Genomic DNA, 24,882 nt, shown 5'->3' on the forward strand with positions numbered 1-24,882 from the left:
TATCGCAGTATTTCAATTTACTTAATAGTTACACCGATTGAATATTACTCATTACGATAATTTACTCGGTAAAGTTGCCAGTAATTGGTAATACCAGCGCTAAAAATGTGCTTTGTTTCTGCTAAATGACAGTATTACGTATACAATAGTCATTCGTTGTTAATAATTGATAGATATAATGTAATGGACATCTTTTCTGCCGCTGTAATGCTCTTTCTCATCATGGATCCTTTAGGCAACTTGCCGATTTTCGCTTCAATTTTGAGACATATCGAACCCAAGAAACGCCGCCGAGTATTAATACGTGAGTTGCTGATTGCACTCGCTATCATGTTGCTGTTTTTGTTTGCCGGAGAGTCGATACTTAATTTCTTGAACTTACGTCAAGAGTCGGTCAGCATCGCTGGCGGTATAATTCTGTTCTTAATTGCGATAAAAATGATATTTCCGCAACCTGGTGGCGTGGTTGGCCTGGCTGCAGGTGAAGAGCCATTTATTGTGCCAATGGCCATTCCGTTAATGGCGGGTCCCTCTGTATTGGCGGCATTAATTCTTTTAGCCCACAGTGATAGCTCTAGAATGACGGATTGGACTATCGCATTAGTATCAGCTTGGGGAGTGAGTGCGGTAATTTTACTCTTTTATAAAGTGTTTACTCGTTTACTGGGTGAAAAAGGCTTAACGGCTGTTGAGCGCTTAATGGGTATGGTACTGGTGATGATATCGGTGCAAATGTTCCTCGATGGGGTTTCAAGTTACCTAAAGAGCACAGCTTAGTTTAAAAGTTTACACCTTCTATCATCCCTATAAAGGTCGCATTAGCGGCCTTTTTTATTATCTGTTTGTTTTTGTACCCGCTTATTTTGTTGATTTTTATAGGGTTGCTTATTGCATTTGTTGGTGTGTTTTAAATGGTGAACAATTTGAGTGGTGGAAGCGACTTTTAAATCAAGTTTTGCCATTGTATCAGTCAGGTAAAGACTGTTAATGTTTGGTTATTATTTGTTGTTTAAAGTTGATTTATGCGCATTATTTACACAATGCTATTAAGCAGTCTATTAATTGCTTGTAGCCATCATCAACCTGTCTCAGAACCCGCAGAGACAGTTTATAAGCCGATTAAAATACAGTGTGGATCAGTTCCTCCTCTTCAAAACACCGTAGGTATTAGAGCTAACTTACTCAAAAACGGTACCCTTTCAGAAAGTATGTCTGAAGCCGAACAACAAGATGTCGTAAATGCATATATTGCCAAGCGTAATAATGCTTATAAAAAATGTAAACAAGGAAAGTAAGCAATGACAATTAAAGTCCGTCACCTACGCTCAACACTATTTGCCGCTCTGGCTGTCGCACTGAGCTCCCCATCTATGGCTGCGCCAGTGACCTATTCATCTCCAGCTGATGGCGGTGTGATTAATTCTGACCAAATTGTTTATTGGTTAACAAAACGTGGTGAGCTTAAAGCAGATGCAACCGAAGCAGAAAAAAATGCCGCGGTTGCACTTTATACCCGTAAAGCCACGCCAAACAATAGTGTTATGCCAGCGGGTCACACTAAAATGCTTAATCGTTTTGCTAAAAGTAAAGCGTCACAACAAAGAGTGGTTGCTATGTCTGCCATGGCAGATAGCGAGATTACTAAAACGGTTAATGTCTTAGCTGTGTTGGTGGATTTTCCAGATTTACCTTATAACGACAATCGCCTGACTAAATTTGATACGGCGATGTTTTACAGTGATTACTCTGTTGAGCATTACCAGGATATATTATTTTCACGCACTGGTTTCACTGGCCCCAATGGTGAGAACTTACAAACTGCATCGCAGTATTTTACTGATGCCTCAGGTGACAGCTTCTTTTTTAATGGTGAAGTGAAAGGTTGGGTAACAGCTGACAACAATGCTGCTGATTATGGTGGTAATGATGCAGATAATGATGACAACGATATCGCTGTTCCTGATCTCGTTATGGAAGCCGTTGCGAAAGCGACTGCTGGAATGAGTGATGCAGAACTTGCTCCATTTGATATTGAAGATCCATATGATTTAAACAATAACGGTAATACTGATGAGCCAGATGGTGTTATTGATCATATTGTTATTTTTCACTCTAGTATCGGTGAGGAAACTGGTGGTGGTGTTTTAGGAACGGATGCGATTTGGTCGCATCGTTTCTTTGTTGAAACCCCTGCCGATGGCAGTAATATTCCGGGTACGACAATTCCGGGCAAGAGTAAAAAAGTTTATGGTTATACCGTTCAGCCAATTGACTCAGCATCAGGTGTTATTACTCATGAATTCGGCCATGATTTAGGCTTACCGGATGAATATGACACAACCAATGTAGGTGATGGTTCCCCTGTGGGAAGTTGGTCGTTGATGTCAGCAGGTTCTTGGGTCGGTTCTGGTGAAGGTAGCCTGTATATTGCTGGTGCAAAACCTTCAGGCTTCAGCCCTTATGCTCGCTCTTTCTTGCAAGAGCAATACAAAGGAAAGTGGGTTAACGAGCAAAAAATCAATCTTGATAATATCGATAACGAAGGTTTGATAGCAAATCTAGTTGCCGCAGAAAATGCTGATGGTATTAACCAGTTATCGATTGATCTTCCTGCTGCAGAAATTCCTTTTGAACAACCGCTTAATGGTAAGTTTCAATATTATTCAGGTAAGGGAGATGAGATTGAAAACTCAATGAATTTTGAGCTTACTTTGCCTGAAGGATCACCTTTAACGCTAAGCATGCAAGCTCATTGGAACATTGAGGTAGATTATGACTATGCGCAAGTGTTAGTTAATGGCATTGCGATAGCGGGTAATCACACCACCGCCAGTAATCAATATTATAGTAATGTCAGTCACTTTATCACTGGGGAATCGAGCGATATAAACTCAATCGACAGCGTTTCGTGGGTTGAATTAAGCTTTGATTTATCCGCCTATGCTGGCACTAGCGTGACCGTTGAAATTAAGTATGTTACCGATCAAGCTGTTGGTGATTATGGTATCGCAATAGATGACATTACCGTTGTTCAGCAAAGTAATATTGTCTATGAAGATGGTGCTGAAACTGAAGGCTTAGTTAATTTCTCAGGATTTTCTCGCATTGGTGACACCCAGCCAGGCTTGCCGCAGCGCTATATTGTCCAGCTGCGTAATCATCAAGGTATCGATAGTGGTTTAGGTAATATTGGATATGAACCCGGTGTGTTGCTTTGGCTTGAAAACAGTAATTATGCAGACAATAACGTATCAGATCATGCTGGTTATGGCTTGATTGGTGTTGTTGATGCGGATCAAAATCTCATTGGCGACCAGAATACTGACGTACAAATTCGTGATGCCGCGTTTAGTTTGCAGTCTCAAACAGCTTACTTATCAGATAGCCACCTTAATAATGTGAGCTTTTTTGATGACAACCTTGATTACAGTGCGCCACTAAAGCCGCAAGCTGGCATGGTATTACCGCAACTTAGGCTGACCATGGAAGTCACTGCACAGGCAAATAATAGTGAAACAGCTACCGTTGAATTTACTCGCAGCAGTGTGACACCAGATCCAAATGTACCTGAACTTGAAGTTAGTTTTACCACTGCTACTAGCGATTATACGGTTGATTTTACCGGTGTAGCCATAGGTGGTGTTGAAGGCTATACCTATGCATGGCAATTCGGTGAGGCGAATGCTGTCAGTGCTGAAGCAAACCCGTCATACACGTATGCGACATCTGCCGCCTTTAATGTGACGTTAACGGTTACCGATGCGAAGGGGAATACGGTTAGTGCGAGTAATGAAATCGAAGTGGTTGTTAAACCGAGCTCTGTCTTTGATATTGCCATAGTCGATGAGGGTTTAACGGTGAAAACGACCAATAACTCCAGTGGTGGTTTTGGCACAGTAAGCTACCTTTGGGAATTCGGTGATGACTCAACCAGTAAGGAAAAATCACCGACGAATCATACTTATGCTTCTGCAGGACAATATTCTATCTTTTTAACGGTTACCGATGAGAAAGGTAATCAAGCTGTCAGCGCTACAGTATTTACCTTAGAAGATGAAACTGTAGTTGTACCTGAAGAAAAAACAACGAGTAGTGGTGGCAGTTTAGGTTGGTTATCGATTCTGTTTGTCGGGATATTTGCTCATCGCAGACATAATCGCAAAATTAGTTAAGGCGATCAATCTAAGATAATATAAATAAAGGCATGGTCAATTCCATGCCTTTTTTGTCACATTGGTTTTTGTATCTATTAGTTTTTTGTAACGACGATAGAGCCTTGAGCAATGGTTATTGCTGTAACGCTAATGCATTAATTTTCTCAACAGCGTGAGGCAGGAATATTTCACTCACAATGATGTCTTGATTGGCTAAATTAAAGTAGCGTCGTCGTCCCCAAAGTGGTTTATTTACTGGCTGGCTAAGGCTTGTCGCCAGTTGGGCTAATTTGGTACAACTCTCAAATTCTGCGACTTCAATTTTTCCAGGTACGATATCAGTACTAGAAAATAACAACTCACCCAAAGGTCGATTACCTAAAGCTTTAAAGTTGTGCTGTTTATCAGCTAAGTTTTCAGGGATTAATGTACGCGCAAACACCCAAGGTTCACCGTCAAGGCAAAGGAGGACTTCTCGCACCCAGACTTGAGTTTGTAGAGGGCATTCGCCCGCTAGAGGCACCGTGAGATGCTCACCAAGTACCTTTACTTCAAAATCTTGGCAACAGCTTTTGAGCTTTTGAGTTAAACTGCCTGTGGCGAGTAACCATTCTTTTAATGCTGTTTTTGGCATAGAATTGATTACTTCAGGTGAAAACCACTGGATTGATTCACCGTATGGAAAGCTGAGACTGGTCACATTCATTGATTACTCGGTTACAATATACTCAAACGGGTGCAGTTTATCATGACAGAGCAATTACTGGATAGCGGATGCCGTTCGGCAAGTTTAAATAATGGAGTTTGATTAACTATGGCAAAGTATCTATTTGCAGTTTTACTTTCAATGCTATGTTCGATGAACGTCTATAGTGCAGATGATAAAGGAACAGAGAACATTGCTTATTATGGTTTTGAGCCTGATATCGTCACCAATTACATCTCTAACCGTAAAAAACTGGGTTTTGTAAAAATCAGTGTTGAATTAATGGTAAAAGATCCTGAGCATTTAGTGCTTATCGAGCATCACGATCCTTTATTACGCGCCGCTATTGTTGAGGTTTTAGGTAATCAAGCTGAAGATAAAGTGAAGTCATTAACTGGGAGAGAAGACATTCGTCGTGAGTGCTATGAAACGGTTAATCGTCTACTTGAAGCTGAAACAGGCAAGCAACTCGTGGTTAATCTTCTGTTTACTAAATACCTTTACGACTAATGAATATCTTTAATGAAAAACAGTAAAACAACTCATCATAAGAGTAAGAACATCACTGCGCCGACGACTCCTGTAACCAAAGGCGCAGCTAAACCGCAGGTAAAAACCCTTCATCCTAGAAGTAAGCATAATCAAGGTTATGATTTTGAAGGTTTAATCGCTAAGTGTCCCAAATTGTCCCACTTTGTCAGACCTAATCCTTACGGTAATCTTTCAATAGATTTTTCTGATCCTGAAGCGGTTAAAAGTCTAAATGCGGCAATACTAAAAACTGATTATCAAATTGAACAGTGGAATATTCCCACTGGTTTTTTATGCCCACCAGTACCTGGTCGGGTCGATTACATTCATTACATTGCTGACCTATTATCGGTTAATAACAAAGTGCCTAAAGGCGTCAAAGTACGCGCCTTAGATATCGGTACCGGCGCTAACGGAATTTATCCTTTATTAGGCGCTAAAGCTTATGGTTGGCGGTTTGTCGCCACAGATATCGACCCTGTATCTATTGCAAATGTTGCTGATATTATTACCCATAACCCTGATTTATCATCAAAAATAGAATTGCGTCATCAAACCAATGCCACTGCTATTTTTAGCGGCATCATAGGTAGCAATGAACGCTTTGATTTCACCATGTGTAATCCACCATTTCATCGTTCTCTTGAGGATGCTAGCAAGGGCAGTGCGAAGAAAAATGCTAACTTGGCAGCAAACAGAGCTAAAAAGCATGCTGATAAACAGGCAGCGACCAAGAGTGCAGCCTCACTTAATTTTGGTGGTCAAAAAGCCGAGTTATGGTGTGAGGGTGGGGAGCAACAGTTTTTGGAAAATATGATCAATGAAAGCCAGCATTTTTCACAACAATGCCTGTGGTTTACTTCATTAGTGTCTAAGTCGGAAAACTTAAAACCGTGTTATAAATTATTAAAGCAGCTGAATGTTGATTGTGTAAAAACCATTGAGATGCAGCAAGGCAATAAATTTACTCGAGTACTAGCTTGGAGTTATTTGCCTGAAACGACAAGAATTCAGTGGGCTAAATTCAGAAATAATGCTTAATATCGGCTCGGTTGGATAAAGATAACAAGGTGATATTCACCTTGTTATCAATCAGTTGAAAGTCAGTTTGGCTGTTTAAATCTAAACCTAACTTTGAGTCTAAGGCAAAACTTAAACCAACAGTTACACCTTCATTGCATCAAATTCAATATTTTCAGCGCCATGATAAACTAAGAAGTGACGTCCCTTCGCTCTAGCAATAATCGTAATCCCAAGTTTTTGAGCTAATTCTAACCCCATTTGAGTCACACCACTTCGAGATAACAATACTGGTATACCCATCTTGGCGATTTTGATCACCATTTCAGATGTTAAGCGACCAGTGGTATAGAAAATCTTATCATGACCACATTCACCCTCTAGCCACATATCACCAGCAAGCGTGTCTACAGCGTTATGTCGCCCCACATCTTCGACAAAAGCGAGGATTTTGTCATCTTTACAAATACCGCAACCATGCACAGCGCCAGCATTTTTATAGGTTTCGTTATAAGCACTGATATTTTTCAGCAAACTGTATAGCGTCGATTGCAGTAATTCAGGTGTTGGTAGCTTAATGTCATCTAAGCCTTGCATGAAACCGCCATACACAGTGCCTTGACCACAACCTGAAGTGACGGTTTTTTCAGATAGTTTTTTATCTAAATCAGCGGTTTGCTCTTTAGTAATAATGGCTGCTGAATTGACATCCCAATCAACAATAATGGATTCAAGTAAACTAACATCGTTCACAAAACCCTGATTTTTAAGGTAACCCAAGGATAAAGATTCAGGCTTAGCGCCTAATGTCATTAAGGTCACAATAGGTTGCCAGTTTAAATAAACCGTCAGGGGTCTTTCACAGGCCACAAATTTATCAACGGTTTCACCCTGCTCATTAATTGCTTTTACAGCAATAGTGAGAGGGACTTCAGTATTGGTTTTGACCAGTTTAAGCGAGGTATTGGCGTTTGTTTGGGTCATTAGAAATGTGGCCTCTGAAAATATCATTGTTGACGACGATTAACGCATCACATGTTGAGAACTTTAAAAGAGTGTTATTAACTATCAGCATAGCAACTTTTAATCCTGTGACGACAATGAAGTTTGTAAATGCGTGATCTAGCACAAAAGTTGTTCAGCAATCGCTAATTAACGTAGCCTTATGTCCTAGTTGAAGTAGCAATATGGACAAATTGTCCTACTCTTAATGTAGATAAAGAGATCTAGGTCTACTTTTTGGTTTCATTTGGCTTGGCACTATTTTTGCACATTAAAGATAGTTAAGAGAAATAATAAAACTTAAATCATTGTTTTAAGTCAAACTTTTGTTAATCAAGTTGATGTATTGGTTGTAGTTTGTTTTTTTCTCGTTGATTCATGTATTAAGGGCAAGGCTTATATGCAACACACAGAAAATGTTTGGCCTATGTATGTTTCGCTGAAAAAAGTCGAAAAAATGATTGGCCGCTGGCCATCAGTAACATGGGAAGTCGATGAAATACTTCCTGCAACGCACGACATGCCTGAAGGTGCCAAGTTAGTTCTGTTTGAATTACATAAAGATGAACGAGGCAGTTACCGTATCAACTTAGATATGGAAAACACCATGTTATATATCGTATGTGATGAGTTAGAAGATGGTACCTATGTTCCTGCGATGATTTCATGTGACCAAAATGTCGCCGCGGGATGCTTAGAGTCAGAAACCCCAGTGCTAAATTTGCCAATGCCACAAGCACTAGCTTGTTGGGTGGAAGCATTTATAACACGTCATGGCGAAGTTGAAATTTCAGCTAAACGTCGTAAGCATGTTAACCGCCGAAAGGATACTGGCCCAAGCACAGATCACCTTCGGAGAGATTAATGAGCGATAAACCTAAAGGATTTTTTTCTCGTTGGACTGAGCGACGTGAGCAAGTAGAAGCTGAAGCCACACGTGACGTTGAGCAACAAGAGCAACTTCAAAAGCAAGAGGAAGAACAGCTGCTTGCGCAAACCTCACAAGAGGATGAAACACTAGAATCGACTCAACCAGAGAAAATTCTTGAAGCTGAAGATTTACCTGATCCAGAGAAAATTCAAGTTGGCGGCAGTTTTGCTTCATTCATGGGTGCCAATGTATCACCTGAAGCTAAATCAGCAGCGTTAAAAGCATTATGGAAACAGCCACAGTATAACGAAATTGACGGTTTACTAGAGTATGCCCTTGATTACAGTAACCAACCGAAACTGTCTGCAGAAGTCTCGGCTGAATTGGCGAAAAAAGTCTTCCGTCATGTCATGAAAGACAAAGATGAAACGGAAGAAGAACAAGAGTTATTAGCTAGTGAGGGAGATGAAACAGTTGTTGAAGCAACTGATGCCTCGCCAGCGATAGATGATAAGAGCGAATTAGTGTCTGCAACTAACCTAGAAGGCGAAAGCCTCAACCAGAGTGATGATCTGGTGATGGCTGAAGAAACGGTAACTTCCGTTTCAAGTAACGCCAAGGTTTAGTCGTAACAAGTAATTTTTATGTCCACTACTTTAGTGTACTAGATGTCGTACTTATAGTTTTCGAGCTGATGTATTCAAGCCTTTGCCTGAATATAAGGGAAGTACAGCGTAGATAAGTCGCTAGCACGCTAAACACTGTTCAGGAACGCAATGTGAGCAATAGTCAAACCCCGCTAGAACTACAGCAAGTTCGCCAGCAGGTATTAGCACAGACTCAAGTTATCCAAAACTTGATTCCGCCTACCGTCAGTTACACAACGGAAGGCAACGTGTTAGTTATCGGCCCAGAAGATTTGGCTCGATTAGCTGCAGGAAAACTGTCAAACATGGCCAATGCAGTTATTTTGGCAAATGAAGCGATTACCAGCCAAGATGAAGATCATCTTGAATCAGTAATGAACGCTGCCGTTAATAGCGAAAGCTATTACAACAAACTCATTTCAGTAAAAGGCTTTTTAGGTCAGTTCCAAGTGACTGTCGAGAACGAAGGCTCTGATAAAGAGCAAGCTGCCACTGAATTGAGTGTTGTTGCCATTCGTAAACCACATTTTGATATTGTGTTAGACATGAGCATGACGCCATGTCTTAACCTAGAAATGCTACCTCCAGGTTATTTCTATGTAGGACAAGACGCAGACAAGCTAGCCGATGCTATCGATCAAATCCCAGATTTAGTGGGTGAGTTTGATAAGCCACGTTATGTGAAAGTGAATAGCGATATTTGTGCTCACAATCGTAATGGCGTTAATGGTTGTAACCGCTGCTTAAACTTCTGTCCTGCAGATGCGATTAGCAGTGTTGCACACAAAATCGAAATCGATCCTTACCTTTGTCATGGTGCGGGTAGCTGTACAAATGCATGTCCTACAGGGGCAATTGCATTTGATTTACCGACGCCACAAGCACTGCATAGTTACACACACAAATTAGTAAGCCGTTACCTTGACCAAGCTCAAGCAGCGCCGGTTATTTTATTCCACGATAGCGCTGTAGGCGCAGAATTAATTACCGCGGATCTCGTTGGTGACATCATTCCAGTGGAATTAGAAGAAATCACGGTAGCAAGTATTGACCATTGGATGTCAGCCCTAGCATGGGGTGCACGTCAGGTGCTTATTCTTAATACTGATGCAACCGCACCGACATTAACGCAAATGTTAAATGGTGAGTTAGCACTTGCTAATAGCATCTTAGATGAAATGGGTCAGCCTCAACGTATTAGCCTGATTGATACGCAAGCCTTAGCATCTTTAGATGACAGATTAGCCATTAGTCTTGATTGGCCATTGATAGTACCAGCAGCATTTGAGCCAACAACTAAGCGTGAAACCCTGTATGCCGCTATTGATCATTTGAATGAGCAAGCCGCAGCCACTGACGTCAGTATCGCTATGAGCAATGTGCCATACGGTGTTGTGAATGTTGATGTAGATAAATGTACCTTGTGTATGTCTTGTGTGTCGACTTGTCCAACGCAAGCATTAACTGATGGTGGTGACTCTCCAGCATTACATTTTGTCGAACAAGACTGTGTGCAATGTGGTTTGTGTGAAGCATCTTGTCCTGAAAATGTGATTAGCCTGACACCGCAAATCAATTTGGATCAAGTATCACGTCAACAACGTCAAACGTTAAAAGAAGAGCCTCCGTTCGAATGTATTCGTTGCGGAACCGCTTTTGCTACTCAATCGATGGTTCATCGAATGATAGATATGATAGGTGGACATTCAGCATTTAACGCCAACATTGAGCGTTTAAAAATGTGTGGTGATTGCCGCGTGAAAGATATGTTTGAAGACATTCTTGAAGACCCTGAGAAGCAACTTCGATAAGAGATTAGATATGACCGAATTAGTTAGAGAAATTTCAGAAAACGATCAACTACGGGCAGATATTTATCAAATATTGGCAGCCTTGCTACGTCGCCATCCTAATGCCGATTTACTGGCTTTTTTAGCTGAAATTGAAGTTGAAGCTGAAGAAGGTAATGCCATGACTGATGCATGGCTTGCGCTAAAAGCATCAGCAACTAAATACTCAGAAGAACAACTTGAAGATGAGTATTTCAAAATTTTCTTCGGTGTTGGCCGTGGTGAAGTATTACCGTATGCAAGTTGGTTTATGACAGGTTCACTAATGGATAAACCATTGGCGCTACTTCGCCAAGACCTAATGCAATTGGGCTTTGCACGTGAAGATGACGTTAAAGAACCAGAAGATCATGTTGCTGCATTATGTGAAGTGATGGGTACCTTGATTTTAGAAGCACCAGGTTATCGTCAACTTGCATTTTACCAACGCCATATCGGTAGTTGGATTGGCCGTTTCAGTGACACATTAGCTAAAACGCCAAGTGCAGAGTTTTATTTATCAGTTGCCCAGTTAGCGAAAGCGTTTTTCGAAACTGAAGCGAATGAATTTGAACAATTAAGCTTAGATATTCCAGTTAATTGCCCAGGTTCAGAAGCCGCACAGGCAACAGATACAGATGAAAAAATTGAGCCAACGACTAACGAACTTGCCTCTTAGGCAGTGTTAAGTTGTAGGCGCAAAGATTTATGTCGCTACGGTTAAACGTAGCGACATAGACCAAAAAGGAAGGCAACTTCCATAAAAAAACAGAGGGTATTTTACCCTTATAACAAACGTTACCTTTTAAGGAGAGACTATGAAGAAGCAAGCTTCCGACATGGGTCGTCGTCAAATGCTAAAAGCATTGGCCGTCGGCAGTGCCGCTGGCGCAGTTGCGACTGTTAGCGGACAAGCTCTAGCCGCCTCACCAGAAGCTACACCCGTTGTAGGTAAAAGTGATGGTTATAGAGAAACTGACCATGTACGTAGTTATTACGATACTTTACGTAGTAGCAAGTAATTTAAGGAGAATATGTGATGCGATTAACCCGCAAAACAGATCAAGTCAAAGTAGCAGATAAACCTGCACTTGGACTCAATCGTCGCCAATTTTTGAAGTCAGCTACATTTGCCACTGGTGGTATTGCTGCGGCATCAATGCTTGGTGCTGGAATGATGCGTAAAGCAGAAGCCAAAGATGTGCCATATGATGCACCAACTGAAGTAAAACGTACTATTTGTTCTCACTGTTCAGTGGGTTGTGGTATTTACGCTGAAGTACAAAATGGTGTTTGGACAGGTCAAGAACCTGCATTTGATCACCCATTTAATGCTGGTGGACATTGCGCTAAAGGTGCTGCACTGCGTGAACATGGACACGGTGAAAAGCGTCTTAAGTATCCAATGAAGCTGGAAGGCGGAAAGTGGAAAAAACTTTCTTGGGAACAAGCCATTGAAGAAGTAGGCCAAAAAGCCCTCGATATTCGTCAAGAGTCTGGTCCTGATTCAGTATTTTTCATGGGTAGTGCGAAGTTTTCAAACGAACAATCTTATATGTATCGCAAATTAGCGGCAATGTGGGGCACGAATAACATCGACCACTCTGCACGTATTTGTCACTCTACCACTGTAGCCGGTGTTGCAAACACTTGGGGCTATGGTGCGCAATCAAATTCTTTTAACGACATGCGTAACTCGAAAGCGATGATGTTTATCGGTTCGAACCCTTGTGAAGCTCACCCAGTTGCAATGCAACATATTTTGGAAGGTAAAGAGCGCGGCGCGAAAATTATCGTAGTCGACCCTCGATTCACCCGAACAGCAGCTAAGTCTGACGAGTTCGTGCATATTCGTCCTGGTACGGATATTCCTTACATTTATGGTCTGTTGTGGCACATCTTCGAAAATGGTTGGGAAGATCAAACTTTCATCGACCAACGTGTATACGGCATGGAACGTATCCGTGAAGAAGTGAAGAAGTGGACTCCTGCTGAAGTGGAACATGTTGCCGGTGTTCCTGCAGAACAAATGCACCGTGTTGCAAAACTGCTTGCAGAAACTAAACCTGGAACAGTGGTTTGGTGTATGGGTGGTACTCAGCATCACATCGGTAATGCTAACACTCGCGCATACTGTATCCTCCAATTAGCCCTTGGTAATATGGGTGTTTCAGGTGGCGGTACTAACATTTTCCGTGGTCACGATAACGTTCAAGGTGCAACTGACTTTGGTTTATTGTTTGATACATTACCTGGTTACTATGGCCTTAAAACAGGTTCATGGAAGCATTGGTGTAATGTGTGGGACTTAGATTACGAATGGGTTAAAAGCCGTTTCGACCAAGTGTCACATTTAGGTCAAGATCCGATGACCTCAACAGGTATCCCATGTTCTCGTTGGCATGATGGTGTACTTGAAGACAAATCTAAGATTGCACAGCAAGATAACATCCGCATGTCATTCTTCTGGGGTCAATCAGTTAACACTGAAACCCGTGGTCGTGAAATTCGCGAAGCATTGAACAAAATGGATACGGTAGTTGTTGTGGATCCATTCCCAACAATGGCAGGTGTCATGCATGAACGCACAGATGGTGTGTATTTATTGCCTGCAGCAACGCAGTTTGAAACCTACGGTTCAGTCTCTGCTTCTAACCGTTCACTTCAGTGGCGTTCTCAAGTTATTGAACCGTTATTCGAAGCGAAACCCGATCACGTCATCATGTACAAATTGGCGAAGAAATGGGGCATTGATGCTGAATTCTGTAAGCATATTAAAGTGAATGGTGATGAGCCATTGATTGAAGATATGACTCGCGAGTTCAACAAAGGCATGTGGACCATTGGTTACACAGGTCAAAGCCCTGAGCGTTTGAAAATGCACCAAGAAAACTGGGGCACGTTCGATATTGAAAGCTTAGAAGCGCCAGGTGGTCCAGCTAAAGGTGAAACTTACGGTTTACCTTGGCCATGTTGGGGAACCCCAGAAAACAAACATCCAGGTACGCAAATTCTTTACCGTACTGGCCGTGAAGTTAAATTCGGTGGTGGTAACTTCCGTGCTCGTTATGGTGTTGAGCATGATGGTAATAACATTCTTGCTGAAGGTTCTTATTCTAAAGGATCTGAAATCCAAGACGGTTACCCTGAATTTACCGCAGACATGCTTAAACAGCTTGGCTGGTGGGATGACTTAACCGCTGAAGAAAAAGTACACGCTGAAGGTAAAAACTGGAAAACTGATATTTCTGGTGGTATCCAACGTGTGGCGATTGATCATGGTTGTATGCCATACGGCAATGCAAAAGCACGCTGTATTGTTTGGAACTTCCCTGATGATATCCCAATTCACCGTGAGCCGTTATACACGCCACGTCGTGATTTGGTTTCTAAGTACCCAACCTACGAAGATCGCATGGTTGCACGTCTACCAACATTGTATAAGTCTATTCAAGATAAAGACTTTGCAAAAGACTTCCCATTAGCAGTGACTACGGGTCGTTTAGTGGAGTATGAAGGTGGTGGTGAAGAAACGCGCTCAAATCCATGGCTTGCAGAACTTCAGCAAGAAATGTTTATTGAGATTAACCCTGCAGATGCAGCAGATCGCGGCTTACGTGATGGTGACGATGTATTCGTTCACAGTCCAGAAGGCGCTAAAATCACAGTTAAAGCGATGGTGACTCCTCGAGTCATTGCTGGTGAATGTTTCATGCCATATCACTTCGCGGGTGTTTTCGAAGGCAAGAGTCTTGCGAAAAATTATCCAGAAGGAACCGTACCTTACATTATTGGCGAAGCAGCCAATACCGTAATGACCTATGGTTATGATGTTGTGACTCAGATGCAAGAGACGAAAGCCTCTTTGTGTCAGATCAGCAAAGCTTAATTAACTTGATGAGGAGATAAGCCATTATGGCAGTCATGAAATTTTTGTGTGACACCAAACGCTGCATCGAGTGTAACGGTTGCGTCACAGCTTGTAAGAACGAAAACGATTCCGCTTTAGAGTGGGGTATTCAGCGTCGCCGCGTAGTTACCATCAATGATGGTGAACCTGGTGAAGCGTCAATCTCTGTTGCTTGTATGCATTGTACAGATGCACCTTGTATGGCCGTTTGTCCGGCGGATTGTTTCTATCAAACCGACGATGGCATTGTGCTACACGATAAAGATACTTGTATCGGTTGTGGTTACTGTTTTTATGCATGTCCTTTCGGAGCACCACAGTTCCCGAAAAAGACAGCATTTGGTAGCCGCGGTAAAATGGATAAGTGTACTTTCTGTGCCGGTGGCCCAGAAGAGAACCATTCAGAAGCCGAACGTCAGAAATACGGTGCAAACCGTATCGCTGAAGGTAAGTTACCTATGTGTGCTGAGCTTTGTTCAACTAAAGCCTTGCTTGCTGGTGATGCCGAAGTGGTATCGACTATTTATCGCGAACGTATGGCTAAACGCGGTAACCCGAATACGATTTGGGGTTACAACCCTAAAACGGGTGAAATGGTTTAGACAGTGCAAAGGTTACGGGCTTTGCCCGTAACCAAGCAAGGAGTGACAATGTTGAACAAACAGTTAAACAAATCACTGCGTAGCTTGTTTGCTCTGTTGGTTCTGGTGATGGGGTTAGGTTTTGCAACCTCAACCTTAGCGGCAGATGAACAATCAAGTAAGCAGCAGGCAGGGAAAGAAAATCCGGCTGATTTATGGCGAGCAGTTAAAGCTGGAGACTCTGGCTTCACAACCGCTCAAGGTATTGAACCCGGTGTACTGATTAATGTTGCCGGCAATCAAGGTCGAATAATTAGAGATGACTATATTACTCCTGGAGTAGCGTTAGCTCTCGTGGGTGTATTTGCTGCATTTTTACTATTCTACTTTGTAAATGGCCCAGCAAAATTGGCGAAGGGTTTTTCAGGCAAGATGGTTGAGCGATGGTCTAAAGCAGATATTTGGCTGCATTGGATTATGGCTGTTGCCTGTTTAACGTTAATGCTTACGGGTTTAGTCATCATACTAGGTAAAATTGTTATTCAGCCCTATGTCGGAGCGAGTATTTGGGCTGGAATAATAGCCTTTTGCAAGCTAGTGCATGATTGGGTTGGTCCGGTGTTTATCGTATCTTGGTTACTGAGTATCGTTAAATGGATGCCGCTACAAACTATTAAAATGTACGACTTAAAATGGTTTTTAGTGGTTGGTGGTTACATCAATTTTGGTCCGTTTAAAGGTAAGCATGCCGATAGTGGCTTTGCTAATGCTGGTGAAAAAATGTGGTTTTGGACATTAGTGTTCTTTGGCCTATTTATCAGTGTTTCAGGCATGATGTTGGTGCTTCCGGGTTTAGATTTACCGCGTGAGGCTTCAATGGCCGCGCTACTTATTCACGGTATTAGTGCTGCAATCCTAATTGCATTTACCATTGTGCATATTTGGATGGCAACAGCATTGAGTGAAGGTGGTATGGAATCCATGGTATCAGGCTATTGTGATGAAAACTGGGCAATCCAGCATCACAACCTTTGGTATGATGAAATCAAAGCCAACGGCACACTGAAATATCAAGAGTAATAATTACTTAAGATTATAAAGTGAACGCCTTAAACACCTCAACTGAGTTTACTCGTTGGGGTGTTTTTATATCTGCGCTTTAAACATACCAAAAGCACAACAACAAAATATCTGCATTAGCTGATTTATGGCCCCTCATTTCAGAGCATATTCTGCTCAACAAAGGTGTTTCTAGCGAAAGACTTAAATTATGTATTTAAATGTGCTGGATGGCCACAAATCAGCTAATGATGACCGCTTAAGCGGGAGATGGTTTTACGGTGATAACGGCTGTAATTTGAATAAGGCGATAACGAGTTTATTGCAATGGAAGTAAGTGGGTTGTTAAATTATAAAGTTGGCACTAATAAATCGATAGTGATTACCCCTTAATAACTAATAGTACTATTAAAGCTGGTTTTAAGAGTAATTAGCAATAAGTAAATAGCATATATTCTCAATACCAAAATCAGATAAAGTCCTTATAACTCAATCGTTTTGTTAAAAAATTTAACATTTAAATCTGCAAATATTCGGCGTGTAAAATGCGCAGTTTCACTTCTTCAATATTCAGAGTATGACCTAGTTAACGCTTTACTAAATCGACAGCATTTTTTGGTTGCTGAACTGGTGCTAGATCAATCTTTTTCCCCCTATCTCTCTATATATTAGCCCTGTTAATTATGGACTAGATTCATTTATATGTGTTTTGACCTTTTTTAATATTCAGCTTAACCATCTGTTAACAAATGGTTTTGAAGTATCAAAAAAGGCCTATTAGGGCATTTGCTTGATTAGCAGGTGTTTATTAAACCGGGAGTAAAGATGAAGAAGCAACAGCCTGATCTGAACCGCAGATCTTTGCTGAAAGCCATCACCGTAGGTAGTGCAGCTACCGCAGCTTTAGCTGTTTCAGGTGCAAGTGTGGCAAAAGCAACCGAGAGTAACATTAGTGCAAAAAACTCTAATGGTTACACAGAAACTGCGCATATTCGTAGCTACTACGATAGCTTACGCGGCTAATTCAGGAGAAATAAGCGATGAAGTTAACTCGCAAGTCTACTGCAGCACCTAAAGCTGCAAGCAAGTCGCTCGGTATCAACCGTCGTCAATTTATGAAGAATGCAGGTATTGCTACTGGTGGTATCGCCGCTGCTTCATTAATGGGCACAGGCATGATGCGTAGAGCAGAAGCTCAAGAAGTACCGCACGATGCACCGACTGAAATCAAACGTACTGTTTGTTCTGCATGTGCTGTTGGTTGTGGTTTATACGCTGAAGTACAAAATGGCGTTTGGACTGGTCAAGAACCAGCATTCGATCACCCATTCAACGCTGGTGGTCACTGTGCAAAAGGTGCAGCTTTACGTGAACATGGTCACGGTGAGAAGCGTCTTAAATACCCAATGAAATTGGTTGATGGAAAGTGGAAAAAACTTTCTTGGGAACAAGCTTATAACGAAGTCGGCGACAAAATGCTGGATATTCGTGAAGAGTCTGGTCCAGATTCTGTTTACTTTATGGGTAGTGCTAAGTTTTCGAACGAAGGCTGCTACATGTATCGTAAATTTGCGGCAATGTGGGGCACGAACAACGTCGATCACTCTGCACGTATTTGTCACTCTACCACGGTAGCTGGTGTTGCTAACACTTGGGGCTACGGTGCGCAAACTAACTCTTTCAATGATATCCAGAATGCAAATGCAATCTTCTTCATCGGTGCAAATCCGGCTGAAGCGCATCCAGTTGCAATGCAGCATATCCTTATTGCGAAAGAGAAAAACAACGCTAAATTAATCGTTGTAGATCCTCGTTTCTCTCGTACTGCAGCGCACGCTGACCTACATTGTGGTCTTCGTCCTGGTACAGATATTCCATTCATTTACGGTATGCTTTGGCACATCTTTGAAAATGGTTGGGAAGATAAGACGTTCATCCAAGAACGTGTTTTCGAAATGGAAACTATCCGCGAAGAAGCGAAGAAGTTCCCACCTAAAGAAGTTGCAGACATTACTGGTTGTAGCGAAGAAGAAGTATACCAAGCAGCTAAATTAATGGCTGATAACCGTCCTGGTACGGTTGTATGGTGTATGGGTGGTACTCAGCATCACGTAGGTAATGCTAACACTCGTGCATACTGTATCCTTCAATTAGCGCTAGGCAACATGGGCGTTAAAGGCGGCGGAACAAACATTTTCCGTGGTCACGATAACGTACAAGGCGCGACTGACTTAGGTTTGTTATTTGATAACTTACCAGGTTACTACGGTCTAACTTCTGGTGCATGGAAACATTGGACAAACGTATGGAGCCTAGATTTAGATTGGGTTAAATCACGTTTCGACCAAAACGAATATATGGGCCGTGTACCAATGAATACCCCTGGTATTCCTTGTTCTCGTTGGCATGACGGTGTTTTAGAAACGCCTGAAAAGCTAGCTCAAAAAGATCGCGTTCGCATGGGCTTCTTCTGGGGTCAATCAGTTAACACTGAAACTCGTCAAAGCGATGTACGTGATGCACTAGATAAAATGGACACAGTAGTTGTTGTGGATCCTTTCCCAACAATGGCGGGTGTTATGCACCGTCGTAAGAATGGTGTTTACCTTCTTCCAGCTGCGACTCAGTTTGAAACTGAAGGTTCAGTGTCTAACTCTGGCCGTAGTCAGCAGTGGCGTGAGAAGGTTATCGAGCCTTTATTCGAATCAAAAACCGATCTTGAGATCATGTACCGTTTATCTCAAAAGCTTGGTTTTGCAGACGAGTACACAAAACGTATCGCTAAAGATGCCAACGATGTACTAGTGATTGAAGACATTACTCGCGAAATTAACCGCGGTATGTGGACAATTGGTATGTCAGGTCAAAGCCCTGAGCGTCTTAAAATGCACACTCAAAACTGGGGCACGTTCAGCAACAAGACTCTTGAAGCTGCTGGCGGACCTGCTAAAGGCGAAACTTACGGTTTACCTTGGCCTTGTTGGGGCACGCCTGAGCAGAAGCATCCAGGCACTCAAATCCTGTATAACACAAGCAAACACGTTAAAGACGGTGGTGGTAACTTCCGTGCACGTTACGGTGTGGAATACAAAGGTCAAAACCTTCTTGCTGAAGGCAGCTTCTCTAAAGGCGCTGAAATCGCAGATGGTTACCCAGAGTTCTCTGCAGACATGCTGAAACAGCTTGGCTGGTGGGATGAACTAACGGCAGAAGAGAAAGCGTCAGCTGAAGGCAAAAACTGGAAAACTGATTTATCAGGCGGCATCGTTCGTGTTGCGATTAAGCATGGCTGTATTCCATTTGGTAATGCTAAAGCGCGTTGTATTGTTTGGACTTTCCCTGACGAAGTACCTGTTCACCGTGAGCCGCTTTATACGCCTCGTCGTGATCTTGTATCTAAGTACCCAACTTATGCTGATATGCAAGTACATCGTCTACCGACTCTGTACAAGTCAATTCAAGATAATGACAACTCAGCTAAATACCCACTAGCAATGACCTCTGGTCGTCTGGTTGAGTATGAAGGTGGTGGTGAAGAGTCTCGTTCTAATCCTTGGCTTGCAGAACTTCAACAAGAAATGTTTGTTGAAATTAACCCAGCTGATGCTGCAGATCGCGCCATTCGCGATGGTGACACAGTATGGTTAGAAGGCGCTGAAGGTGGCCGTATTAAGATTAAGGCTATGGTCACTCCACGCGTTAAGCCTGGTGTAACTTGGATGCCTTATCACTTCGCGGGTGAAATGCATGGCGAAAGCTTAGCACCTAACTACCCAGAAGGTACTGTGCCATACGTTATCGGCGAGTCATGTAACACTGCAATGACCTACGGTTATGACCCTGTGACACAAATGCAGGAAACCAAGGCTTCGCTTTGTCAAATTGAGAAAGCATAACCGCAGTTTAAGCTAGGAGAATTGCCAAATGGCTACAATGAAATTTTTATGTGATACCAAGCGCTGCATCGAATGTAATGGTTGTGTCACAGCTTGTAAAAACGAAAACGACTCTGCTTTAGAGTGGGGAATTCAACGTCGTCGCGTAGTAACGATTAATGACGGTGTACCAGGAGAAGCGTCTATCTCAGTGGCATGTATGCACTGTAGCGATGCACCTTGTATGGCTGTATGTCCTGCAAACTGTTTCTACAAAACAGAAGACGGTATCGTACTGCACGACAAAGATACTTGTATCGGTTGTGGTTACTGTTTATATGCATGTCCATTCGGAGCGCCTCAGTTCCCTCAAGGCGGCGCTTTTGGTGCTCGCGGTAAGATGGACAAGTGTACTTTCTGTGCTGGTGGCCCAGAAGCTGATCACTCTAATGAAGAGCGTCAGAAATATGGTGCTAACCGTATTGCAGAAGGCAAGCTTCCAATGTGTGCTGAGCTTTGTTCAACTAAAGCTCTTCTTGCTGGTGATGCAGAAATTGTTTCTGCAATCTTCCGTGAGCGTGTGGCTTATCGCGGTTCTAACAAAGGAGTTTGGGGGTAATCTCCAAACTTGTTAGTCAGCTTCGCTATGATGCCTGAGGCAACTCAGGCATCGAATAGCATAGAGGATGCAATATGAACAAGTGGTTCAAACAAATTGGCGTTGTTATCGCACTGATGTTCAGTGTCATGACTTTCGCACATGCAAGTGGTGAAGAATCTTTAACCGTTCAAGATGGCAATGCGCAATTATGGGCACAGCTTAAAGACGGTGTAGAAGGTCGCACTACTTCAACAAGTGAGTTCCATGCACAGCCAATCAATACTTATGATTTGCGTGTATTTCAACTTCGTAGTGACTTACTAGCGCCTGCTTTATTGGCGTCGTTATTTGGCATGATCATCATCTTTGTACTATTTATGAAAATAAACGGTATTTCAAAACTACACGGTGGTTTCACCGGAAAGATGGTATATCGTTGGTCTAAATTTGATGTATCAATTCATTGGCTTGGTGCTATTCCATGCATGTTATTGATTCTGACTGGTTTAGTACTATTGGCTGGCCGTTACTTCTTCCAACCGTATATTAGTGAAGGAATGTGGTCTAGCTTAGTCTATGTTGCTAAAGAGATTCACGATTATATGGCTATCCCATTCATGTTGGGTTGGGCGTTAATGGTTGGACTTTGGGCTAAAAACCAAATGCCAAAAATGTACGATATTAAATGGATGATGGTTGTTGGTGGTTACATCAATTTCGGTCCATTTAAAGGTAAGCATCCAGATGCTGGTTTTGCTAATGCTGGTGAAAAACTTTGGTTTTGGGCATTCGCATTATTTGGTTTAATCATCTCAGTATCAGGAATGTTATTACTGTTCCCGAACTTATTTGAACCAAGCCGTACTTTAAGCTTGATTGCACTAGTTACTCACTCAGTGAGCGCTATCGTAATCTGTGCTTTCTCAATCGTGCATATCTTCATGGCAACCGCTATGTCAGAAGGTGGTATGGATTGTATGGTTTCAGGTTACTGTGATGAGCAGTGGGCGAAACAACATCACAACCTTTGGTATGATGAAATTAAAGCTAATGGCGAACTAAAATATAAAGATTAAATAGTCTTATAGATTACGAACCGTAGTAAAAACACCTCCAGTAACTTAGGTTTTGGGGGTGTTTTTGTACCTGGCGTTGAAAGAACAATGTTTTAACAAAGGTTTTTCTTAGGCTTAACAAAGTGATAGTTTACATTAGAAGTTGATTATTTAATGAGTGCTAATTTGTGATCTCGATGGTAAAAATCAACTCATATGGTTGTTATTAATCGACAACTTCTAGATAGTTAACATTCTAGTTGCTTGATTCAGAGTATTCTTCCTGACTTGCAGCTTATAAGCGTTGCTTGCGTGACCCTTTTATAAATAGGAATTGCTATGTCATCCATTATCCGCCCATCAGATAAAATTATTCAATCACCTTATCAGGCCAATATCACCACGCCAGATTGGATGATCAGTGCTATGGAAAAAGTGATGCAATTTTACGTTGATCGTAATTTGCGTTTAGACACGGTTTCAGCGGAAATGATGCCAGCACCGGTAGAGGGTAAAAAATACATGCTGTATGCGCATGTGCCTTTTTGTCATACCTTGTGTTCATACTGTACTTTCCATCGCTTCTTATTTAATGAAGATAAAGCCCGCCGCTATTTCGTTTCTTTACGAAAAGAAATGGATATGGTTAAAAACCTCGGCTATGACTTTGAATCTATGTATATCGGTGGTGGCACCACTACGGTATTAGAAGATGAACTTGCTCGTACTATTGAGCACGCAAAAACCTTATTCCCGAATATTAAAGAGGTATCGTGTGAATCCGATCCTCAGCACTTAGACAGCCCAGGCTTTAAGCAGTTAGAAGGCTTAGTCGACCGCATGTCTATTGGTGTACAAAGTTTTAATGATGACATTTTGACCATGACAGACCGCATCGAGAAGTTTGGTACCGGTCAACAAACATTCGATAAAATTATGGCAGCAAAAGAATTGTTCCCAATTATCAATGTCGATTTGATTTTTGGCTTTCGCGGCCAAACAGACGAAGTCATTCAACATGATTTAGATATGGCGTCTAAGCTAGACCCTCGCCAAATTACGACTTATCCATTGATGATTACCCACCAAACTCGTAAGAGTGTTAAGGGGAAATTAGCTGCACCACATGGTGATATGGCACGTCAATATCGTCAAATTCTGAATACTTTAAATGGTCAATATACTCAACTATCTGGTTGGGCATTTGGTAAAGCGCAAAACGAAGGTTTTGACGAGTACGTTATTGATTATGATGAATACTTAGGTGTAGGTTCTGGTTCATTTAGTTTCCTAGATGACACCTTATATGTGAATACATTCTCGCTTAAAAAATACCAAGAGCGTATCGCTAATGGCAAAATGGGCGTAGAACAACAAAAGAAATATGGCAAGAAAGAAGTGATGCAATACCGCTTCTTACTCGGTATGTTCTCTGGGCGTTTATCGCGTAAATATTTCCGAGAAACCTTCGGCGTTAATTTAGATACTGCACTGTTTAAAGAGATGGCTTCGATGAGAGCGATTGGTGCGATCCAGAATGACCCTAACGATCCAGATAACTTGATTTGGACCGATAATGGTAAAATGATGGGCTTATTAATGATGAAAGAATTTTATTCAGGAATGGATAATGTTCGTGCTCAATTACGTAAACCATTACAAGCTGCTGATATGTAAACGTCTCCAACTGAGATCAATAAGTTAATGAAAGGCAGTGATAATGGTCACTGCCTTTTTTGTTATTTGCAGTATACTCGTTTTGAATGCATCATCAGCATTGCACCAATATGAATGAATCAAACAATAAGATTGTTATAAAGAGACTGCTATGGCTAATATTTTACTGCTTGCCAACATCAACTGTGACCGCTTACTGGAATTAGATAAACCGCTGCAAACTGGTGGACGATTCCATTACCAAGATGGTGGTTTACGACTGGGTGGCGGCGGTGCCAATACCGGTATTGGCTTAGTTTGGGCTGGTCATAATGTGTCATTAGTGAGTCAAGTTGGTGCTGATAAAATTGGCAATTGGATATTGGCACAAGCCAGTACACAAGGTTTAGATTGCCGTTTAGTCGAACGTTTTGATGGTGCAACTTGTGAAATGTTATTGGTGATGACCCCAGATGGTGAGCGCACTATTATTCGACCTCAACGACCCTTATTTGAATTAAGTGCACCGCCGAACTGGCATCATTGGGATGCGCTTTATACTAATTCTTCAGCAAAAGGCATCAGTAGGTGGACCGAGTCAGCACTTGAACACAGCCTAGTTGTGTCGCAACTGGCTAAAGATGAACGTGCTAGACCGTGTCATATTTTGATCGCATCGATTACTGATATGCAGGATCGTTGTGATAGTCATAAGTGGGATTTCGCGGCAAAAATTGCTGGAGAGTCGTTACAATATTTTGTGGTCACTGATGGTGAACATGGCGCAGTTGCTTACAGTAAAGATCAACGTTTTAATGTACCAGCAGTTCATTCTAATGTCGTAGATACTACAGGTGCAGGCGATGCTTATGCAGCAGGATTAATTCATTACTTATGCCAGAATAAATCCATTACAGAAGCAATGGAAGAGGGCGCTAGATGGGCCTCATTTGCAGTTGCTACTCCAAGTTCTGTCCCTGGTGTGGCATTACAAAAATATCTAAACGCTTCAGAATAGCCGTTGTTATTCAGAGTAAATAAATTACCAGCTGAGATCATTTTTCTATCACAAAAGTGTCTTACTACTGTCATCTGACTACACTATAATTTCGCGGTAATTTGTTGAGAGCAAATTGTTTTAATTAACATTTTTGATTGAGAAACCACTTTCTCTTACTCAATACTCGTTACTCCTCATTTTTTTACTTTGTAAGATTCTGACCCTGTATACCCCCATTTGCAGGGTCTTTTTTTTCCCTTCCATAATGTCACTTTCAATCGCTTTAAAATTTGCTCAGTAAAAGTAGCCAAAAACCGATGCGCGATAAGGGCTTTTCAGTTAATATTTACATCAAGTTAACATTTTGCTGTGATTGATATTAATC

At 41.8% G+C, this 24,882-nt stretch carries 21 protein-coding genes; 19 read left to right on the forward strand and 2 right to left on the reverse strand.

All coding sequences use genetic code 11. The annotated features are described in order from the left end of the window. Window positions 1–183 precede the first annotated feature (183 nt). The 3 genes from FPK91_RS14115 (at window position 184) to FPK91_RS14125 (ending at window position 4,172) form a co-directional block, all read left to right on the forward strand. Entirely contained in the window at window positions 184–777 is a 594-nt protein-coding gene (locus tag FPK91_RS14115) for a YhgN family NAAT transporter (RefSeq protein WP_144211842.1), read from the forward strand. A gap of 245 nt (window positions 778–1,022) precedes the next feature. Next, on the forward strand, window positions 1,023–1,295 hold the full coding sequence (locus tag FPK91_RS14120; protein ID WP_144211843.1) for a hypothetical protein: 273 nt from the start codon (window positions 1,023–1,025) through the stop codon (window positions 1,293–1,295). Between the two features lie 3 nt (window positions 1,296–1,298). After that, on the forward strand, window positions 1,299–4,172 hold the full coding sequence (locus FPK91_RS14125) for an immune inhibitor A domain-containing protein (protein ID WP_144211844.1): 2,874 nt from the start codon (window positions 1,299–1,301) through the stop codon (window positions 4,170–4,172). Window positions 4,173–4,287: 115 nt separating this feature from the next. On the opposite strand, the gene FPK91_RS14130 is transcribed toward FPK91_RS14125, so the two are convergent. Continuing rightward, on the reverse strand, window positions 4,288–4,860 hold the full coding sequence (locus FPK91_RS14130; protein ID WP_144211845.1) for a chorismate--pyruvate lyase family protein: 573 nt from the start codon (window positions 4,858–4,860) through the stop codon (window positions 4,288–4,290). Between the two features lie 108 nt (window positions 4,861–4,968). On the opposite strand from FPK91_RS14130, the gene FPK91_RS14135 reads away from it, so the two are divergent. Together FPK91_RS14135 and rlmF are read left to right on the forward strand one after the other, a co-directional pair. After that, window positions 4,969–5,370 carry a flagellar basal body-associated protein FliL gene (locus FPK91_RS14135; RefSeq protein WP_144211846.1) on the forward strand — a complete coding sequence of 134 codons (402 nt, stop codon included), beginning with the start codon at window positions 4,969–4,971 and terminating at the stop codon, window positions 5,368–5,370. A 12-nt stretch (window positions 5,371–5,382) separates the two neighbouring features. Further along, on the forward strand, window positions 5,383–6,432 hold the full coding sequence (rlmF, locus tag FPK91_RS14140) for a 23S rRNA (adenine(1618)-N(6))-methyltransferase RlmF (protein WP_144211847.1): 1,050 nt from the start codon (window positions 5,383–5,385) through the stop codon (window positions 6,430–6,432). A gap of 123 nt (window positions 6,433–6,555) precedes the next feature. Here rlmF and FPK91_RS14145 read toward each other — a convergent pair whose 3' ends face one another. After that, window positions 6,556–7,395, reverse strand: a complete 840-nt coding sequence (locus tag FPK91_RS14145; RefSeq protein WP_193559169.1) for a formate dehydrogenase accessory sulfurtransferase FdhD — start codon at window positions 7,393–7,395, stop codon at window positions 6,556–6,558. 418 nt (window positions 7,396–7,813) lie between these two features. On the opposite strand from FPK91_RS14145, the gene FPK91_RS14150 reads away from it, so the two are divergent. The 14 genes from FPK91_RS14150 to FPK91_RS14215 all read left to right on the forward strand — a co-directional run bounded on the left by FPK91_RS14150 (window position 7,814) and on the right by FPK91_RS14215 (window position 24,515). Continuing rightward, window positions 7,814–8,278, forward strand: a complete 465-nt coding sequence (locus tag FPK91_RS14150; protein WP_144211849.1) for a DUF3305 domain-containing protein — start codon at window positions 7,814–7,816, stop codon at window positions 8,276–8,278. Next, window positions 8,278–8,910 (forward strand): DUF3306 domain-containing protein, encoded by a 633-nt coding sequence (locus FPK91_RS14155; RefSeq protein WP_144211850.1) that lies wholly within the window; start codon window positions 8,278–8,280, stop codon window positions 8,908–8,910. Before FPK91_RS14150 ends, FPK91_RS14155 begins: the two co-directional genes overlap by 1 nt. A 152-nt stretch (window positions 8,911–9,062) precedes the next feature. Further along, window positions 9,063–10,742 (forward strand): 4Fe-4S binding protein, encoded by a 1,680-nt coding sequence (locus FPK91_RS14160; protein WP_144211851.1) that lies wholly within the window; start codon window positions 9,063–9,065, stop codon window positions 10,740–10,742. 10 nt (window positions 10,743–10,752) lie between these two features. After that, complete coding sequence (locus FPK91_RS14165) at window positions 10,753–11,439, forward strand: TorD/DmsD family molecular chaperone (RefSeq protein ID WP_144211852.1); 687 nt, start codon at window positions 10,753–10,755, stop codon at window positions 11,437–11,439. 139 nt (window positions 11,440–11,578) lie between these two features. Then, on the forward strand, window positions 11,579–11,782 hold the full coding sequence (locus FPK91_RS14170) for a twin-arginine translocation signal domain-containing protein (RefSeq protein WP_102435964.1): 204 nt from the start codon (window positions 11,579–11,581) through the stop codon (window positions 11,780–11,782). Between the two features lie 17 nt (window positions 11,783–11,799). Next, window positions 11,800–14,649, forward strand: coding sequence for a formate dehydrogenase subunit alpha (locus FPK91_RS14175; RefSeq protein ID WP_144211853.1), 2,850 nt, complete (start codon window positions 11,800–11,802; stop codon window positions 14,647–14,649). A gap of 26 nt (window positions 14,650–14,675) precedes the next feature. After that, window positions 14,676–15,272 carry a formate dehydrogenase FDH3 subunit beta gene (fdh3B, locus tag FPK91_RS14180; protein ID WP_144211854.1) on the forward strand — a complete coding sequence of 199 codons (597 nt, stop codon included), beginning with the start codon at window positions 14,676–14,678 and terminating at the stop codon, window positions 15,270–15,272. Window positions 15,273–15,320: 48 nt separating this feature from the next. Then, window positions 15,321–16,331 carry a formate dehydrogenase subunit gamma gene (locus tag FPK91_RS14185; RefSeq protein ID WP_144211855.1) on the forward strand — a complete coding sequence of 337 codons (1,011 nt, stop codon included), beginning with the start codon at window positions 15,321–15,323 and terminating at the stop codon, window positions 16,329–16,331. An 804-nt stretch (window positions 16,332–17,135) separates the two neighbouring features. Further along, complete coding sequence (locus FPK91_RS14190; RefSeq protein ID WP_144211856.1) at window positions 17,136–17,333, forward strand: formate dehydrogenase; 198 nt, start codon at window positions 17,136–17,138, stop codon at window positions 17,331–17,333. A gap of 17 nt (window positions 17,334–17,350) precedes the next feature. After that, a complete protein-coding gene (locus FPK91_RS14195; protein WP_144211857.1) occupies window positions 17,351–20,206 on the forward strand; it encodes a molybdopterin-dependent oxidoreductase in 2,856 nt (951 codons plus the stop codon). Between the two features lie 28 nt (window positions 20,207–20,234). Next, the gene (gene fdh3B / locus FPK91_RS14200) at window positions 20,235–20,804 is read left to right on the forward strand and encodes a formate dehydrogenase FDH3 subunit beta (RefSeq protein WP_144211858.1); all 570 of its coding nucleotides are present in this window, start codon (window positions 20,235–20,237) and stop codon (window positions 20,802–20,804) included. A 74-nt stretch (window positions 20,805–20,878) separates the two neighbouring features. Next, window positions 20,879–21,862, forward strand: a complete 984-nt coding sequence (locus FPK91_RS14205; protein ID WP_144211859.1) for a formate dehydrogenase subunit gamma — start codon at window positions 20,879–20,881, stop codon at window positions 21,860–21,862. Window positions 21,863–22,180: 318 nt separating this feature from the next. Beyond that, window positions 22,181–23,518, forward strand: a complete 1,338-nt coding sequence (locus tag FPK91_RS14210) for a coproporphyrinogen III oxidase family protein (protein ID WP_144211860.1) — start codon at window positions 22,181–22,183, stop codon at window positions 23,516–23,518. 151 nt (window positions 23,519–23,669) lie between these two features. Beyond that, window positions 23,670–24,515 (forward strand): PfkB family carbohydrate kinase, encoded by an 846-nt coding sequence (locus FPK91_RS14215; protein WP_144211861.1) that lies wholly within the window; start codon window positions 23,670–23,672, stop codon window positions 24,513–24,515. Window positions 24,516–24,882 lie beyond the last annotated feature (367 nt).

Source organism: Shewanella donghaensis (assembly GCF_007567505.1).
Taxonomy (GTDB): domain Bacteria; phylum Pseudomonadota; class Gammaproteobacteria; order Enterobacterales; family Shewanellaceae; genus Shewanella; species Shewanella donghaensis.